Source organism: Variovorax sp. LG9.2 (assembly GCF_035018885.1).
Classification (GTDB): Bacteria; Pseudomonadota; Gammaproteobacteria; order Burkholderiales; family Burkholderiaceae_C; genus Variovorax.
Window position 1 is genome coordinate 80,742 of the sequence record NZ_JASJXB010000014.1, and the last position, 17,281, is coordinate 98,022.

A 17,281-nucleotide genomic window follows, 5' to 3' on the forward strand; every position below is an offset into this window, starting at 1 on the left:
GCGTGGGGTTGCAAGCGTCTCGCAAATTCGAGGCCAGCCATCGGTGATTGCGGGTGACTGCTGGCGGTGCAAGTGTTTAGCTTAGCATCGCCAGATTGCCCCAAGAGACGCACCGGCACTGCGAGACAAGTCTTGAAGCAGCTGCCGATCACAGAAGGTTATTCGATGAAGTTGTCGTTCAAGTTGTCCCCGAGTTTTTCTTTGTCGATGGCCCTGCTGGCCGGCCTCGCCAGTGCGCCGGCTTTTACGCAGACCGCGCCCGTCACGGTGCCTGCGGTCGCCATGTCGGACAAGAGCGCCTTCATCGCCGACCTCGTCGGAAAGATGACGCTCGATGAAAAGGTCGGGCAATTGCGCCTGATCAGCATCGGCCCGGAAATGCCGATCGCGCAGCTGGCCGACGAGATCGCTGCCGGACGGGTCGGCGGCACCTTCAACTCGGTCAACCGCCCGCACAACCGGCAGCTGCAAGACGCAGCGATCCAGCGCAGCCGGATGAAGATCCCGATGTTCTTCGCGTTCGACGTGATCCACGGCCACCGCACCACGTTCCCCATCGGGCTCGGGCTGGCGTCGAGCTGGGACATGGACGTGGTGACGTCGATGGCGCGTACGGCAGCCAAAGAAGCGAGCGCCGATGCGGCCGACATGACCTTCGCGCCGATGGTCGACATCTCGCGCGATCCGCGCTGGGGCCGCACCTCCGAAGGCTTCGGCGAAGACCCGTACCTCGTCTCGGAGATCGCCAGGACCGTGGTCAGGGGCTTCCAGGGCAAGCTGCCGATCGGGCCCCACAACGTGATGGCCGTGGTCAAGCATTTCGCGCTGTATGGCGCGGTCGAGGGTGGGCGCGACTACAACACGGTCGACATGAGCCCGATGCGGATGTACCAGGACTATCTGCCGCCGTACCGCGCCGCCATTGATGCCGGCGCGGGCGGCGTGATGGTGGCACTCAACTCCATCAACGGCGTGCCGGCGACCTCCAACACCTGGCTCATGCAGGACCTGCTGCGCAAGGACTGGGGCTTCAAGGGCGTTGCGGTAAGCGACCACGGCGCCATCGTCGAGCTGATCCGTCATGGTGTGGCCAAGGATGAGCGCGAGGCCGCCAAGCTCGCCATCAAGACCGGCATCGACATGAGCATGGCCGACTCGGTCTATCTAAAGGAGTTGCCGGGGCTGGTGAAGTCGGGCGAAGTCAGCATGACGGAGATCGACAACGCGGTGCGCGAAGTGCTGGGCGCCAAGTACGACATGGGCCTCTTTCAGAACCCGTATGTGCGCATCGGCGTGGCAGCGGACGATCCGCCGGACCTCAAAGCCGACAGCCGCCTGAGTCGGCCCGCGGCGCGCGATGCCGCGCGCAAATCCGTGGTGCTGCTGGAGAACCGCAACAACACCTTGCCGCTTTCGAAGACCGCCAAGGTCGCGTTGGTCGGTCCGCTGGCAGATGCACCGATCGACATGCTGGGCAGCTGGTCTGCGGCCGGCGATTACAAGGCTTCCGTGACATTGCGAACCGGGCTTGCCAATGCGATCGGCAAGAACCTGATCTATGCACGCGGCGCCAACCTCACCAACGACGAAGAGATCGTCAAGTACCTCAACTACCTCAACTGGGATTCGCCCGAAGTGACGCAGGACAAGCGTGCGCCTGCCGCAATGATCGCCGAGGCCGTGAAGGCGGCGCGCCGGGCCGACGTGGTGGTGGTGGCGGTGGGCGAGTCGCGCGGCATGTCGCACGAATCATCGAGCCGCACGAGCCTGGATCTCCCGCAGAGCCAGCGTGCCCTGATCACCGCGATGAAGGCGACCGGCAAGCCGATCGTGCTGGTGCTGATGAACGGCCGACCTCTCGCGCTGCAACGCGAGCAGAAAGAGGCCGATGCCATTCTGGAAACCTGGTACACCGGCATCGAAGGCGGCAATGCCATTGCCGACGTGCTGTTCGGCGACTACAACCCGGGCGGCAAGCTGCCCATCAGCTTTCCGCGCTCGGTCGGCCAGATCCCGATCTACTACAACCATCCGCGCCTCGGCCGCCCGTTCACGCCGGGCAAGCCGGGTAACTACACCTCGCAATATTTCGAGGAACCCAACGGCGCGCTCTATCCCTTCGGCTACGGCATCAGCTACACCGACTTCAGCTTGTCCGACGTGACGTTGTCGAGCGCGACGATGGCGCGTGGCGGCAAGGTGGAAGCAAGCGTGACGGTGAAGAACACGGGCCAGCGCGCAGGTGAAACCGTTGTGCAGCTGTACATCCGCGATGTCGCTGCATCCGTCGTGCGGCCCGTGAAGGAACTCAAGGACTTTCGCAAGATCATGCTGAAGCCGGGCGAAGAGAAGGCCGTCCGCTTCACTGTGGACGAAGAAAAACTCAAGTTCTTCAACGCTCAGCTGCAGCGTGTTGCAGAACCGGGTACGTTCACGGTTCAGATCGGCCTCGACTCGGAAGCTGTGAAGGAAAAGAACTTCGATCTGCAGTAGGGCGAGAGCAGACGCAGATGCAGGTCGCGGAACGCAACAGGAGATCGCACGTGAACGTTCCTGACATCCTCGGCAAACTTTGGGCCGACGCCGGGCTGCCCGCCGAAGCGCTTGGCTGCGCGCATCTCGCAGGCACCGATCCCGTATTCCCTTCGTCGTTCGCGGTTGGTGCCGCAGCACAAAGCACCATCGCTGCGGCGGCTCTCGCGGCCTGCGAACTCGGCCACTTGCGCGGCGCGCCGCGCCAGGAGGTAGTGGTCGACATGACTCACGCCGCGGTGGAATGCACCGGCTGGTTCAGCGTCGACGATGTATCGCCCGACCCATGGGACGCGTTCTCCGGCTTGTACCGTTGTGCCGACGGGCACGTGCGCGTCCACGCAAACTTCGCGCACCATCGCGACGGCGCGCTGGCGCTTCTCGGCCTCGATCCGTCGACGGCGCAGCGCGCCGATGCCGAAAAGGCGCTGCGTGACTGGCGCGCGCTCGATTTCGAACAAGCCGCGGCGAAACGCGGCCTGGTCGTCGCGGCGCTGCGCAGCTTCGACGAATGGGATGCCACGCCGCAAGCACAAGCGGTGGCAGGGCAGCCGCTTTTCACCATCGAGCGCATCGGTGACGGCGCCGCATCCGACGCCACGCCGCCGATGGCATTGCCGCCGTTGCGCGAGGGCCAACGACCGCTCGGCGGCGTGCGCGTGCTCGACCTCACACGCGTGCTGGCCGGGCCGGTTGGCGGCAAGGCGCTGGCGGCCTACGGTGCGCAGGTGATGCTGGTCAATTCGCCGACCCTGCCCAACATCTCGGCCATCGCCGACACCAGCCGGGGCAAGCTGTCGGTGCATGCGGATCTGCGCACCGATGCGGGCCGCGCCGCCTTGGAGCGCGTCATCGGCGGGGCGCATGTCTTCGTGCAGGGCTACCGTTCGGGCGGCCTTGCCGCGCTGGGGTTCGGGGCGGCCGATCTCGCCGATCTGCGACCCGGCATCGTCTGCGTCTCCTTGTCGGCTTACGGTACGCAAGGTCCGTGGGCCGGGCGCCGTGGTTTCGATTCGCTGCTGCAGACCGCCATGGGCTTCAACCATGCCGAGGGCGAGGCGGCCGGCGACGGCATGCCACGCCCGATGCCTATGCAGATCCTCGACGAAGCCACCGGCTACCTCATCGCTTTTGGTGCGGCGGCCGCGCTCTGGCGCCAGCAGCGCGAAGGCGGCAGCTGGCATGTGCAGGTGTCGCTTGCGCAGACCGCGCAGTGGCTGCGCTCGCTCGGCCGTGTCGCCGGCGGGCTGTCGGCGCCGCGGCCGGAACTGGCACCGTTTCTGGAGACGTCGGAATCGGGCTTCGGTTTGCTGCGGGCGGTGCGGCACAGCGCGCAGCTGTCGCGCACGCCTGCCGTGTGGCGCAAGCCTTCGATGCCGCCGGGGAGCCATCCAGTACGCTGGATCTGAGCGCCAGGGCCGGCGCCCAGGGTCGGCTCGCCGCGCGCTCGATCGGCCTTGTGCGGGGCGCACTCGGCTCACTCCGGCAGCAGCACGTCCTTTTGCATCTCGGCGGTCTGCCGCAAGAAATCCCACACGGCCCGCATGCGCGCCAGGTGCTTGGTCTCGGCCGGCATCGACATCCAGAAGCTGCGCGTGAACTGCGCTTGCGGCTGATCGGGCAGCACGCGGCGCAACGATTTGTCGCGGCCCGCAATAAAAGCGGGCAACACCGCGATGCCGGCGCCGGCTGAGGTGGCTTCGTACTGCGCCAGCACGCTGGTGCTGCGCAGCGCGAAGGCATCGGGTTTGTACAACTCGTCCAGGTACTGCAACTCCTTGCTGAACAGCAGGTCGTCGACATAGCTGATGAAGGTGTGGCCGCGCAGGTCTTCGCGGGCCTTGATGGGCTGGTGTTTCGCCAGGTACTTCTTCGATGCGTAGAGCCGCAGCGTGTAGTCGGTGAGCTTGGTCACGAGCACCGGCCCACGGGCCGGACGTTCGAGCGAGATCACGATGTCCGCCTCGCGGCGCGACAGGTGCACCAGGCGCGGCATGGCAAGCAGGTCGATCAGCAACTTGGGGTGTCGGCCCGCGAAGAGCGCGAGCTGCGGCGCCAGCACGATGGTGCCGAAGCCTTCGGTCGCGCCGATCCGCACCACGCCCGACAGGCCCTCGTGCGAAGTGGGTGCGGCGCTCTCTACGGCCCGAAACGCACCTTCCATCGCCTCGACTTGCGGCTGCAACCGTCGACCTGCCTCAGTCAGCCGATGCCCATCGGCCTCCCGCGAGAAGAGCGGCGAGCCGACCTGCTTTTCAAGCGCCTGGATGCGGCGCGCGACGGTCGTGTGATCGACCTCCAGCCGGCGCGCGGCGCTCTGCAAGGTGCCCGAGCGCGCGAGTTCCAAGAAATACCGCAGGTTGTCCCAATCCATCTCTGCAATTATGCAGAGGTCGGGTGCGAATTTGTCTATTGCTATCGCAAATCTGCAAAGCTAGGATCACGGGCTGCGCAGGCACTGCGACAACCTATCAGGAGACAAATTCATGGACGCCAAAGTCAAACCGGCCACCACGGTCGCCACCGTCAAGCTGCTCATCGGCGGCAAGTTCATCGAGTCGAAAACCACTGAGTGGCGCGACGTCGTGAACCCGGCCACGCAAGAGGTGCTGGCCAAGGTACCGTTCGCGACGCCGGCCGAAGTCGATGCCGCGGTCGCCTCCGCCAAGGACGCCTTCAAGACCTGGAAAAAGACCCCGATCGGCGCCCGCGCCCGCATCTTCCTGAAGTACCAGCAGCTCATCCGCGAGAACATGGCCGAGCTCGCCGCCATCCTTACGGCCGAACAGGGCAAGACCTTGCCCGATGCCGAAGGCGACGTGTTCCGCGGCCTCGAAGTGGTCGAGCACGCATCCGCCATCGGCAACCTGCAGCTGGGAGAAATGGCCAACAACGTGGCCAATGGCGTCGACACCTACACGCTGCTGCAGCCGCTGGGCGTGTGTGCCGGCATCACCCCTTTCAACTTCCCCGCGATGATCCCTTTGTGGATGTTCCCGATGGCGATCGTCACCGGCAACACCTTCGTGCTGAAGCCGTCCGAACAAGACCCGATGGTGACCATGCGCCTGTGCGAATTGGCGCTGCAGGCCGGTATTCCGCCGGGCGTGCTGAACGTCATCCACGGCGGCGAAGCCGTGGTCAACGCGATCTGCGATCACAAGGACATCAAGGCCATCAGCTTCGTCGGCTCGACCAAGGTCGGCACGCACGTTTACAACCGCGCCATCGCCACCGGCAAGCGCGCGCAATGCATGATGGGCGCGAAGAACCACGCCATCGTGATGCCCGACGCCAACAAGGATCAGACGCTCAACGCACTGGCCGGTGCCGGCTTCGGTGCTGCCGGCCAGCGCTGCATGGCGGTGTCGGTCGCGGTCCTGGTGGGTGATGCGCAGAAGTGGGTGCCCGACCTGATCGCAAAAGCCAACTCGCTGAAGATGGGTGGCGGCACGGAGAAGGGCGTCGACATCGGCCCGTTGATCTCCTGTGCTGCGCACGACCGCGTCAACTACCTGATCGAACGTGGCATTGCCGACGGCGCCACACTGGCGCTCGACGGCCGCAATCCGAAAGTGCCTGGCTACGAAAAGGGCAACTTCATCGGCCCGACTGTGTTCGCCGATGTGAAGCCCGGCATGGTGATCTATGAGCAGGAAGTCTTCGGCCCGGTTTTGTGTACGGTGAATGCCGCGAGCCTGGACGAGGCCATCGAACTGATCAACGCCAACCCGAACGGCAACGGCACCGCCATCTTCACCCAGTCGGGTGCGGCCGCGCGCAAGTTCCAGGAAGACATCGATGTCGGCCAGGTCGGCATCAACGTGCCGATTCCGGTGCCGGTGCCGATGTTCTCGTTCACCGGTTCCCGCGCTTCGAAGCTGGGTGACCTGGGCCCCTACGGCAAGCAGGTCATCATGTTCTACACGCAGACCAAGACGATTACTTCGCGCTGGTTCGACGACAGCACGGTGAGCCAGGGCGTCAACACCACGATCAGTCTCAAGTAACTGCTTCGGATGGACTTCGAACTCTCTGAAGAGCAGCGCGCCTTCGCGCAAACCGCGCGCGATTTCGCGCTAAGCGAATTCGCTCCGAACGCGGCGAAGTGGGACGCCGAGGCGATCTTCCCTAAAGAGGCGATCGCCAAGGCGGGCGAGCTCGGCTTCTGCGGCCTCTATGCGCCCGAAAGCATCGATGGTCTCGCGCTGCCGCGGCTCGACGCCACGCTGGTGTTCGAAGAGATGGCGGCCATTGACCCGTCGACCACCGCCTTCATCACCATCCACAACATGGCGACCTGGATGCTGGGTACCTGGGGCGGCCCCGCGGTGCGCGAGCGGTGGGGCTCGGACCTGACGAGCGGGCGCAAGCTGGCGTCCTACTGCCTCACCGAGCCGGGCGCCGGGTCGGACGCGGGCTCGCTGAAGACGCGCGCCGAGTTGCAAGGCGGCGAGTACGTCATCAACGGCGGCAAGGCGTTTATTTCGGGTGCCGGCGCGACCGACGTGCTGGTGCTGATGGCGCGCACAGGTGGCGGTGGCGCGGGTGGCATCTCGGCCTTCGCGCTGCCGGCCGATGCGCCAGGCATCAGCTACGGCAAGAAGGAACACAAGATGGGCTGGAACAGCCAGCCCACGCGCGCGATCAGTTTCGATAATGTGCGTGTGCCTGCCGACCACTTGCTCGGCAGCGAAGGCGAGGGCTTTCGCATCGCGATGAAGGGGCTCGACGGCGGGCGCATCAACATTGCGACCTGCTCGGTCGGTGCTGCGCAGGGCGCCCTCGATGCGGCACGTCGCTACTTGCAAGACCGCCAGCAGTTCGGCAAGCCGCTCGCGAGCTTCCAGGCCTTGCAGTTCAAGCTGGCCGACATGGCGACCGAACTCGTGGCGGCGCGCCAGATGGTGCGGCTCGCAGCGAGCAAGCTCGATGCAGGCCATGCCGACGCCAGCACCTATTGCGCGATGGCCAAGCGCTTTGCCACCGATGCGGGCTTCAATGTCTGCAACGACGCGCTGCAACTGCATGGCGGCTACGGTTACCTGAGCGAATTCCCACTGGAGAGATTGGTGCGCGACACGCGCGTGCATCAGATACTCGAAGGCACCAACGAAATCATGCGCGTGATCGTCGCGCGCAAATTGCTGGACAACGAGAGTGATATCCGATGAGCGATGACGTGGTTCTTTTCGACGATATCGACACTGCCGGCGGCCAACGCTTCGGCGTCGCGACGCTCAATGCGCCGGCTTCGCTCAACTCGCTCTCGGTGGCGATGGTGCGCCTGCTCACACCCAAGCTGCGTGCGTGGGCTGCAGACAAAGAGATCGTTGGCGTGCTGCTGCAGTCCACCGGCGACAAGGCCTTTTGCGCTGGCGGCGATTTGCGGCAGCTTTACCAGACGCTGCTCGAATGTGGCCCCGGGCGCAACGAATATGCCGAGCGCTTCTTCGGCGAAGAGTATGAGCTCGACTACCTGATCCACACCTTTCCGAAGCCGTTTCTCTGCTGGGGCCAAGGCATCGTGATGGGCGGCGGCATCGGCCTCATGGCCGGTGCGTCGCATCGCGTCGTCACCGAGCACAGCCGGCTTGCCATGCCCGAGATCAACATCGGCCTGTATCCCGATGTGGGCGGCAGCTGGTTCCTGCGCCGTATGCCGGGGCGAGTGGGTCTGTTCCTGGCATTGACAGCAGCCAACCTGAACGCATCCGACGCGATTTTTTGTGGGCTTGCCGATGTACTGATTCCGCATGAGCGCAAGCAACACGTGCTCGATGCGATCGCTGCTGGCACATGGATGGGCGATGCGCAGGCGGACCGTGCCGCGCTGTCGAACATCCTGGCCGACGCGGCCAATACCGAGGGCGCCCCGGAAGCACCGCACTCCAAAGTTCGCGAGCATTTCGACACCATCAACGGGTTGATGTTCGGCGACGATCTGCATGAAATTGCGGCGCGCCTGCGTACGTTGCAAAGCGACGACTCTTGGATGCAAACGGCATCCAAGACTTTCAGCAAAGGTGCGCCGAGCTCGGCCGCATTGAGCTTCGCGTTGTGGCAGCGCGTGCACCGCATGTCGCTGGCGGAAGTGTTTCGCCTCGAATATCTTGCGTCGCTGGGCTTTTGTGCGAACAAGGACTTTGCGGAGGGTATTCGCGCCTTGCTGATCGCGAAAGACCGCAACCCGAAGTGGAACCCCGCGACCCTTGAAGAGATCACGCCCACCTTCATAGAAGACCACTTGCGACCGCGTGGCGACATGGCACCCGAACTCGTCGGGCTGACCTGAACCGCACTGCACATTCGACGAGATCACGGAGACAAGCATCATGAAAATCGCATTCATCGGCCTCGGCAACATGGGCGGCCCCATGGCCTTGAACCTGCACAAGGCCGGCCACACGCTCAGCGCATTCGACCTCTCGGCTGACGCTTGCAAGAAGTTCGCGGCCGAAGGCCTGCCGATTGCGAAATCTGCAGCAGCGACTGTCGACGGCGCCGAAGTCGTCATCAGCATGCTGCCTGCCAGCGCGCATGTCGACGGTCTTTACTTCGGCAGCGGCGATCAGGCAGGGCTGCTCGAGAAGATTCCCGCGGGCACGCTGGTCATCGACAGCAGCACCATCGCTGCAGCCACCTCACGCAAGGTCGCTGAAGCGGCTGCGAAACGCGGCATCGCCGTCATCGATGCGCCGGTGTCGGGCGGCACCGGCGGCGCCATTGCGGGCACGTTGACCTTCATGGTCGGCGGTGCCGAAGCCGACCTCGAGCGCGCACGGCCGGTTCTCGAAAAGATGGGCGCCAACATCTTCTACGCGGGTGGCGCAGGTGCCGGCCAGACTGCCAAGATATGCAACAACATGCTGCTCGGCATCCTGATGATCGGCACCTCCGAGGCGCTGGCACTCGGTGTTGCCAACGGGCTCGATCCGAAGGTGCTGTCGGAAATCATGCGGCGCAGTTCGGGCGGCAACTGGGCACTCGAAAAGTACAACCCGATGCCCGGGGTCATGGAGACATCGCCCGCGTCGAAGAACTATGCGGGTGGCTTCGGCACCGATCTGATGTTGAAAGACCTGGGGCTTTCGCAAGAAAACGCGGCGGCAGTTCGTGCATCCACGCCGCTCGGTGGATTGGCCCGCAACCTGTATGCGGCGCACAGCCTGGCAGGTCACGGGGCGCAAGATTTTTCGAGCGTCATCAAACTGCTGCAGACGAAGGGCGCTTGATCAAAGCGCCGGTACAACGCCCCGTACGACAGGTGGCCGCGGACGGAGTCCGTCAACCCTCCATCTTCAACCGCTGATCTCTTCGAGTCGGGTGCAGCAGCGCACGTGACTCCTGTATGCACCGGGATAGCAATGCGGCGCTGCCCGCCGCAAGCGTCATTCCAAGCGCCCCATGGCCCACATTGAGGTAGACGTTCGACCTGCTGTTCATCCGCCGGATGACGGGAACCGAGGTCGGCGTAGCGGGCCGCAGGCCGGCCCATGGCTGGCCATCGGCCTGTGCGTCGACAGCGTCGGGGTACACCGCTGAAACCGCAGATCGAATCTGCGCAAACCTGCGGGGCGCCAGTTGCACGCCGTGACCGGCAACCTCGGCCATTGCGGCGACGCGAAGCGCTGTCCCCAGCGGCGCGAAGACCGTTTTTCGTCCCAGGTCGGTCACGCTCACCTTGGGCGTTTGCGCAGTTGCAACCATCGGCAAGGTCAGGCTGTACCCTTTCACCGGATACACGGGGAGGTACTCGCCTAAAAGCTGGGCAAGGTGCGCCGATGCAGTTCCTGCGGCCAGCACCACAGCATCGCAAGCGATTTCGCCTTGAGACGTTTTCAGCGCCGTGACCCCGGACCGATCCGTCACGAAGCCAGTGACCTTCGTCCCGAAGCGCGTCGATGCGCCTTTGGCTTTCAAGTGCTCGACCAGCGTAAGACACATCAGCCTTGCATCGGCCACGCAATCGCCGGGGGTCCAGATGCCGCCGACATAGGCCCTGGGGAATCGCTTCAGTGCAGGCAGCAGTGCAGGCTCTTTCTCGATGCATTGATCGACACTCAGCGCGGTTTGCTCGCATCCGAGGGCTGCCTGGAAATGCATCTGATGCCGCTGCCCTTCCATCGTGATCTCGTCGTGGCACATCACCAGCTTGCCATTGCGCTGGAACCCGATCGGCCACTCACCGTCGCGCATCCAGTCGTCGAGTGTGTCTCGGCTGAGAAAAGAAAGTTCCAGCAACTGGCGCGTGCCCTGGTTCACTTGCGCCTCCCGGCACGCCATCAGAAACTGCATGCCCCATGCGTACTGCCGCCAATCGAGCGTGGGCCGAAATTTAATTGGCGCGTCGAACTGCAAAAGCAGTTTGGGCAGCGCACGCAGTGTGGCGGGCGAGGCCATCGGCTCGACATAGCTGTAACTCAACTGGGCGCCGTTGGCAAAGCTGCAGCCTTCGCCCGGGCCCGCCGCGGCGTCCAGCAGCATGACCTGATGCCCCTCGCGGGCCAGTTGGTAGGCACTTGCGCAACCGACGATGCCTGCGCCAATGATGCAGATCATGCTGTTCAGTCCAGGCCGGTCGGGTGCATCAAGTGCCAGCGCGTGGCCCGCTGGAACGCATGGCCGAGTTGCAAAATCGTTGCCTCACCGAAGCTCGGCCCGATCACCTGGACCGAGACCGGCATGCCCTCGACGGTGAAGCCCGCAGGGATCGCCAGCGAGCACAGGTTCAACAGGTTGACGAAGCGGCCCAGCAGCGACAGCGGCGTGGCCAATTCGTCGACTGCGGACACCGCGATGGCAGCAATGGCGTTGGTCGGAAAAATGCACACGTCCACCGTTGTCATCGACTGCCGCATGGCGGTCTGTGCGCGTGCCCTGGCGGCAAGCAAGCCTTGGTAGCTGGCCGCGGTAATGTCGCGTCCCAGCAAAATTCGACGCCGCACGTTCGGATCGAACGCCAGGTCGTCGCGCTCGAACAGTGGGCCGAGGTTCGCGTAACCCTCGGCGCTCATCAATTGCCCGGCGATCTGCATCGCCTCGTTGAGGCTGGTGGGCAGAGGCTGCTGGACGAGCGTCACGCCGAGGTCTTCGAACGACTGCAACGACCGGTCGTAGATGGCGAGCACTTCGGCATCCACCGCACCGCGTTCTTCATCCGGCAGCACCCAGGCGCGCATGCCCGCGACGGGGTTGTCGAGCAGTCGATCGGCCCTGCCGCCGGGCGCCGAAAAGGAAGCGGCGTCGAGCGGATCGGCGCCTGCGATCGAATCGAGCAAGATCGCGCAGTCTTCGACGTCACGAGTGATCGGCCCGACCGTGTCGTGCGTCGGGCACAGTTCGATCAATCCGTGACGGCTCACCAGGCCTTGTGTGGTCTTGAGACCGACCACGCCGCACAGTCCGGCCGGGATGCGAATCGAGCCGCCCGTGTCCGTTCCCAGCGCTGCACATGCGAGCCCGGCAGCTACGGCGACCGAAGAACCGCTGCTTGAACCACCGGGCACGCGATGAGTTTCCAGATCCCATGGATTCCACGGCGTTCCCATCACGGCGTTGGTTCCCCAACCACCGAATGCGTACTCCACGGTCTGCGTCTTGCCAAGCACGATTGCGCCGGCTTGCCGCAGCCGCTGAACGACAGTGGCAGTTACCTGAGCGATGCGTGGTGGTTGCGCCACCGAGCCTCCGCCGGTCGGCCAACCTTCGATGTCGAAGAGATCCTTTACCGCGATCGGCACGCCATGCAGTGGCCCGAGTGTCGTGCCGCCGCGGCGCAATTGATCCAGGCCGTCGGCCACCGTCAGGGCCTGTTGCGCATGAAGATCGACGTACGAGTGCAGAAGGGGATCGTGTCGTTCGATGCGCGACAAGTGCAATTCGACCAGCTCGCGGCTGCAGATGTCGCCGCGTACCAGCAAATCCCGCAGGACGGCAATGCTCGCAAAGGCCAGCGCTGTGTTCAGTGTTTCCATGATCTACGTACCCATGACTCGGCGCCCGCGCGCCAGCCGCGCCTCGAGCCATCGCGAGAGCATCGACAATGGAAATGCGATCGCGAAGTAGAAGACGCCTGCCAGCAGGAAGATGTGCAAAGGCAGGAAGGATTCGCTGCTGATCGCGCGTGCCGTGAGCATCAGTTCATCGGTCGCGATCAGAGCGCACAGTGAGCTGTCCTTGAGCAGTGAAACATAAGCGTTGAGCAGTGGCGGCATCATCACGCGCAGGGCCTGCGGAGCCGTCACATTCAAAAAAACCTGCCAGGGCGACATGCCGACTGTCAGGCCAGCCTCGGTCTGGCCCTTGTGTACCGAGGCGATACCGCCACGCAGGATCTCCGCGACATAGGCCGAACCCTGAAGCCCCAGACCGAACACCCCCGCCCAGAAGCCTGACAACGTAAGACCCGCTTGCGGCAGCACGAAGTAGATGGCGAGCAGCAAGGCCAGTAGCGGCACGGCCCGAATGAACTGCACATACGCGCTGGCGATACGCCGCAGGCTTGCACTTGAGCTGCGCAAGGCCAGCGTCAACAAGGCGCCCAGCAGCGCAGCCAGAACGAAGCCGCCCAGCGACAACCCAGCAGTCACTTGTGCTGCGGCGCGAAGTCGCGGACCCCAATCGGCCCACTGCTCGGCGTAGGCAGCGAAGAACGCGATCATCGCGCCACCTCGAGGCGTCGCTCGACGCTCGAAAACGCCCAGGTCAGCGGCAGCACCATGGCGGCGTACAACAACATGGCGGCGAGGTAGATCAACGTCGTCTCGAAGGTCGACGTCACCAGCTGTCTTGCGTAGAACATGATCTCTGGTACGGCGATGGCCGAAGCGATCGATGTGTCCTTGATCAACTGGCTGCAGTAGTTTCCCAGAGAGGGCAAAGTGACACGGAGCATTTGCGGCAGCAACACGAAGCGCAGCGTGTTTGCAGGTGTCAATCCGACGGCGAGTGCGGCCTCGCGTTGACCGATGTGCAGCGAGCGCAAGCCGGCCGTGAAGACATCGCAGAGCACGGCCGCCCCAACGAGTCCGAGTCCCAGACAAGCTGCGGTCACGGGCGACAGACGCACGCCGATCGACGCCAGCCCAAAATAGAGCACGAACAAATGTGCGAGTGCCGGCACGTTGCGCATCCATTCGGTCCACGCAGCGATCGCGACCTGCGCGATGCGGCTGGCGACGAAAGTCCTCACGAGTGCGAGCGCAAGTCCCGCCAGCACCGCCAGCGCAAAGGCACCGGCCGCGACCCGCAGTGCGGTGAGAGCGCCGACCGACAAGATATCGAGAATGGACAGAAGCGTTTCCATTGCCGGCTATGCCATCGAAGGCGTGACGGAACCAGAGACCTGGCGAAGGAAGGCGCGAGTGCGTGCGGCCTGCGGGTTGTCGATCACCTCTGCGGGCGTGCCCTGCTCGACGATGTGCCCGCCATCCATGAAGATCACCCGGTCCGCGACATCGCGTGCGAAGCTGATTTCGTGCGTGACCAGGATCATCGAACGGCCTTCCTCGGCGAGTTCCTTGATGACACCGAGGACCTCTCCGACCAGTTCAGGATCCAGTGCAGAAGTGGGCTCGTCGAACAGGATGACTTTTGGCCGTTGGGCAAGAGCGCGGGCAATGGCAACACGTTGCTGCTGGCCGCCCGATAGCTTCTCGGGGTAGTCGTCGGCCTTGTGTCGCAGATGCACCTTGTCCAGCATCGCGTCGGCGAGTTCATGAGCGGCGGCCCGCGATAGACCCCCCGCCCGCATCGGCCCGAGCGCCACGTTGTCGCGTACGTTCAAGTGCGGCCACAAGTAGAAGCCCTGAAAAACCATGGCCAACTCCGCCCGCTGCGGCGCGAGTTCCTTGTCGGTCATCAAGCGAAACCCGCCGCGCCGATCGGGCCGCTGGCCGATCCGTTCGCCCTCCAGATCGACAGAACCAGCGCTGGGCTTCTCCAGGTAATTCAGGCAGCGCAGGCAAGTCGACTTACCGGAACCACTCGGCCCCAGCAGCGCGAGCGTCTCACCTTTGTGCAGACTGAAGGAGATGCCATTGAGAACCTGAACATCGCCGAAGGACTTGACGAGGGAGTCGACGCGCAGCAGGGGCAGGGTGGCGGTGTTCATCTGTCGAGGCCGGGTTTGAACTGGATCTACTTGCAGCTCGGCAGTTGCCAGCCGACGGGGCGGTCGACGCCTGCACGCAGGTTCTTGCCTTCCGGTACGTACCAGACGTCTTGAACAAGACCGTAGCGCGCGCCGATCTTCTTGATGTCGCACTTCTCCCAAAGCTTGGCGATCTCGGTGTTCACCGACGCAGCGAGTTCGGGGTTGTCCTTGTTGAGGCCGAACACCACCTGTCCGAGGCCGGTGAGCAGCGGGAAGTCGGGGTTGGTGTCAGTGAACGCGTTGAAGCGCAGGCTCCATTGCGGGTTGCGCGAAATGGCGTACTGCACCACGGGTGGGTCGCCGATCACCGCATCGATGCGACCCGCCAGCATGTCCCGAACCGCGGCGTCGGAAGTGTCGTACTGGCTCAACTGAAGGCCGTTGATCTTTCGCAATTCCGGGATAAACGAGAAGCCGGTGATGGTGCCGACTTTCTTGCCTTCCAGGTCCTTCAACGTCGACCAGTTGGTCTTGGTCGATTGCATGATGCCGTTCTTGAAGTAGTGAATCGGATCCGACAGGGTCATGATCTTCGAGCGCTGCTCGGTCCAGCCCATGGTGCCGGCCATCACGTCGACGCGTTTGGTTTGCACCGATGCGATGGTGCCCGACCATTCCATCAATGCCGGCTTGACTTGCAACTTCAACGCGTCGGCCACGCGTTGCAGGATCTCGCCGTCGTAGCCGATCATCTTGCCGTCCTGATAGCCGGTGCCGGGCATGTCGCCGGTGAAGGCGATGGTGAGCTTGTCCTTGTCGACGGTTTCCGCGTGAACTGGAGAAAGCAGAAAGACGAGGCCCACGAGGGCGCACAGGGTGCGTGGCAGAGCCGATATCTTCATGGTGTTCTCCGGAAAGATGAAGGAGTTGCGAGTGGGTGCAGCGAGACCTGATATTCGCGATAAGTGGCTCCGCCCGCTGGCATCGACTGGAGCCACAATAGAACGTATGCGACATTCCGCGAAAACACCGGTACCGACCACCACAGGCACAGCGGCGTGAAGACGCCCGACCCCAACGGCTGGCTCGACACCGGGAACGAATCGACAAAGGCGCCACGCCGCCAAGCCGAACTGCGCATCGGGATCGTGCTGTGGCCGGGCTTCCCGCTGCTCTCGCTTGCCGGACTGTGCGATGCCTTGCGGCACGCAGCCGATCTCGGAGACCGCAGTCGCCAGGTTCGCTGCACCTGGCGCGTGCTGGGGTTGGAGGGCGAGTCGGTACTCGCCAGCTCGGGCATCTCGGTCCCGGTTCAGGAAGCGTTTTCGTCAACGTTCGATTTCGACTATCTCGCCGTCATCGGTGGGCTCCTCCCGCAAATCAGCCGTGTGTCTCGACGCTACCCTCGCTATCTGAAAGACGCCGCACAAGCGGGCATTCCGCTCATCGGCATCTGTACCGGAAGCTTCGTGCTCGCGCTGCATGGGCTGTTAACTCAGCGCGTGGCTTGTGTCCACCCGTTCCATGTCGAGGACTGGAAAGCGGCCTACCCTGAGCAGGCCTTCGTCACGAACACCGACTACCACATCGATCACGATCGCATCACCTGCGCGGGTGGCATCTCCATCATCGAACTGGCCGCCGAGCTCACGAGAAGACACTGCGGAGCTGGCACCTCCGCCAAGGTGATCCACCAGATGACCGTGGCACCGCGAAAGTCGAGTGGACACATTGCGCGGCGACAGGCGCTCGGCTACATCTCGACCGACAAGGAAAAGCTCCGACAAGTCGTGGTGTTGATGGAAAAGAACCTCTCGCCGCCGCTGGAGATCGGCGTCATAGCGCGCCTCGTCAATTCCAGCACCCGACAGCTGGGGCGTGCGTTCATTGCCGAGACGGGACTGAGTCCCTCCGACTACTACCGCACCTTGCGACTGAAGTACGGTCGGTGGCTGCTCACGACCTCTGACACGCCCGTCAACGAGATCGCCTTCGAATGCGGTTTCGCAGACGCATCGCACTTCATCCGGCACTTCCGTACGCAGTTCGGCATGGCGCCAGGCCGTCTGCGGCAGGCTTTCGCATTGACTGCAACGCAAGAAACGGCTTCCAGTCGCAGTGCTTAGTGCGCGCTCGAAGTCGAGGTCACTGAGTGACTTCGTTCCGGGTGGTTGATGCGGCGGGTCTGGCGACGCCTGTGTTTCGGAAGCAAGACCGGCGCTGAGTTGCCGGCGTTGAGTCTGCCGCTATCGGGCTTGCACTTGAGCCACAAAGGGGTTGCGCAGACAACCCAGGCTGGGCAGCGGCATCTCGCTGCACCCGTACTACATGGTGTCCGACGAGCTCAGAGCCGGAACCCTGGAGGCGCTTTTGCCGAGCTTTGTGCCTGAAGCGCTCGACATCAACGGCGTATTTTCGATGCGGCGCAACATGCCTACGCGAGTCCGTCACCTGCTCGATTTTTTCAAGGAATGGTCCCGCCATCCGCCCGACTGGGCATTGCCCAACACCGTCTCTAGAGCCGCCTGCGTTGCTTCATGCAGCGGTCATGCACAAGCCGATGATGTCGCGCACCTTCTGGACGAACACCGTGTCGGCCGAACTGCCCGGATGCGAAGAGTGCGCGGGGCATGATGGATCCTTGAGAATCGT

General features: G+C 63.7%; 15 protein-coding genes. 8 read left to right on the forward strand and 7 right to left on the reverse strand.

The window, feature by feature from the left end:
- Window positions 1-165: 165 nt before the first annotated feature.
- Window positions 166-2,493 (forward strand): beta-glucosidase BglX, encoded by a 2,328-nt coding sequence (gene bglX, locus QN413_RS15755; protein ID WP_323497572.1) that lies wholly within the window; start codon window positions 166-168, stop codon window positions 2,491-2,493.
- 50 nt (window positions 2,494-2,543) lie between these two features.
- Complete coding sequence (locus tag QN413_RS15760; RefSeq protein ID WP_323497527.1) at window positions 2,544-3,941, forward strand: CoA transferase; 1,398 nt, start codon at window positions 2,544-2,546, stop codon at window positions 3,939-3,941.
- 68 nt (window positions 3,942-4,009) lie between these two features.
- On the opposite strand, the gene QN413_RS15765 is transcribed toward QN413_RS15760, so the two are convergent.
- Window positions 4,010-4,906 (reverse strand): LysR family transcriptional regulator, encoded by an 897-nt coding sequence (locus QN413_RS15765; protein ID WP_323497528.1) that lies wholly within the window; start codon window positions 4,904-4,906, stop codon window positions 4,010-4,012.
- 112 nt (window positions 4,907-5,018) lie between these two features.
- Between QN413_RS15765 and QN413_RS15770 the strand changes: the two genes are divergently transcribed.
- Genes QN413_RS15770 through mmsB form a run of 4 tightly spaced genes read left to right on the forward strand, consistent with a single transcriptional unit; the run spans window position 5,019 to window position 9,767 of the window.
- A complete protein-coding gene (locus QN413_RS15770; protein ID WP_323497529.1) occupies window positions 5,019-6,542 on the forward strand; it encodes a CoA-acylating methylmalonate-semialdehyde dehydrogenase in 1,524 nt (507 codons plus the stop codon).
- A gap of 9 nt (window positions 6,543-6,551) precedes the next feature.
- Complete coding sequence (locus tag QN413_RS15775; RefSeq protein ID WP_187051585.1) at window positions 6,552-7,706, forward strand: acyl-CoA dehydrogenase family protein; 1,155 nt, start codon at window positions 6,552-6,554, stop codon at window positions 7,704-7,706.
- The gene (locus QN413_RS15780) at window positions 7,703-8,827 is read left to right on the forward strand and encodes an enoyl-CoA hydratase/isomerase family protein (protein WP_323497530.1); all 1,125 of its coding nucleotides are present in this window, start codon (window positions 7,703-7,705) and stop codon (window positions 8,825-8,827) included. Before QN413_RS15775 ends, QN413_RS15780 begins: the two co-directional genes overlap by 4 nt.
- A gap of 40 nt (window positions 8,828-8,867) precedes the next feature.
- Window positions 8,868-9,767: a 3-hydroxyisobutyrate dehydrogenase gene (mmsB, locus tag QN413_RS15785; RefSeq protein ID WP_323497531.1), complete on the forward strand. Its 900-nt coding sequence runs from the start codon at window positions 8,868-8,870 to the stop codon at window positions 9,765-9,767.
- Between the two features lie 52 nt (window positions 9,768-9,819).
- On the opposite strand, the gene QN413_RS15790 is transcribed toward mmsB, so the two are convergent.
- The 6 genes from QN413_RS15790 to QN413_RS15815 are packed head-to-tail and all read right to left on the reverse strand — an operon-like array spanning window position 9,820 to window position 15,531.
- Window positions 9,820-11,094 carry an FAD-dependent oxidoreductase gene (locus tag QN413_RS15790; protein ID WP_323497532.1) on the reverse strand — a complete coding sequence of 425 codons (1,275 nt, stop codon included), beginning with the start codon at window positions 11,092-11,094 and terminating at the stop codon, window positions 9,820-9,822.
- 5 nt (window positions 11,095-11,099) lie between these two features.
- On the reverse strand, window positions 11,100-12,509 hold the full coding sequence (locus QN413_RS15795; RefSeq protein ID WP_323497533.1) for an amidase: 1,410 nt from the start codon (window positions 12,507-12,509) through the stop codon (window positions 11,100-11,102).
- Window positions 12,510-12,512: 3 nt separating this feature from the next.
- Window positions 12,513-13,196, reverse strand: a complete 684-nt coding sequence (locus QN413_RS15800; protein ID WP_323497534.1) for an amino acid ABC transporter permease — start codon at window positions 13,194-13,196, stop codon at window positions 12,513-12,515.
- Window positions 13,193-13,840 carry an amino acid ABC transporter permease gene (locus tag QN413_RS15805; RefSeq protein ID WP_323497535.1) on the reverse strand — a complete coding sequence of 216 codons (648 nt, stop codon included), beginning with the start codon at window positions 13,838-13,840 and terminating at the stop codon, window positions 13,193-13,195. The genes QN413_RS15800 and QN413_RS15805 overlap by 4 nt, the downstream gene beginning before the upstream one ends.
- A 6-nt stretch (window positions 13,841-13,846) precedes the next feature.
- Entirely contained in the window at window positions 13,847-14,647 is an 801-nt protein-coding gene (locus QN413_RS15810; RefSeq protein ID WP_323497536.1) for an amino acid ABC transporter ATP-binding protein, read from the reverse strand.
- 26 nt (window positions 14,648-14,673) lie between these two features.
- Window positions 14,674-15,531: an ABC transporter substrate-binding protein gene (locus QN413_RS15815; protein ID WP_323497537.1), complete on the reverse strand. Its 858-nt coding sequence runs from the start codon at window positions 15,529-15,531 to the stop codon at window positions 14,674-14,676.
- Between the two features lie 156 nt (window positions 15,532-15,687).
- Here QN413_RS15815 and QN413_RS15820 point away from each other — a divergent pair, with 156 nt between their 5' ends.
- Window positions 15,688-16,755: a GlxA family transcriptional regulator gene (locus tag QN413_RS15820; RefSeq protein ID WP_323497538.1), complete on the forward strand. Its 1,068-nt coding sequence runs from the start codon at window positions 15,688-15,690 to the stop codon at window positions 16,753-16,755.
- A gap of 205 nt (window positions 16,756-16,960) precedes the next feature.
- Complete coding sequence (locus QN413_RS15825) at window positions 16,961-17,263, forward strand: hypothetical protein (protein ID WP_323497539.1); 303 nt, start codon at window positions 16,961-16,963, stop codon at window positions 17,261-17,263.
- The last annotated feature ends 18 nt before the right edge of the window (window positions 17,264-17,281 follow it).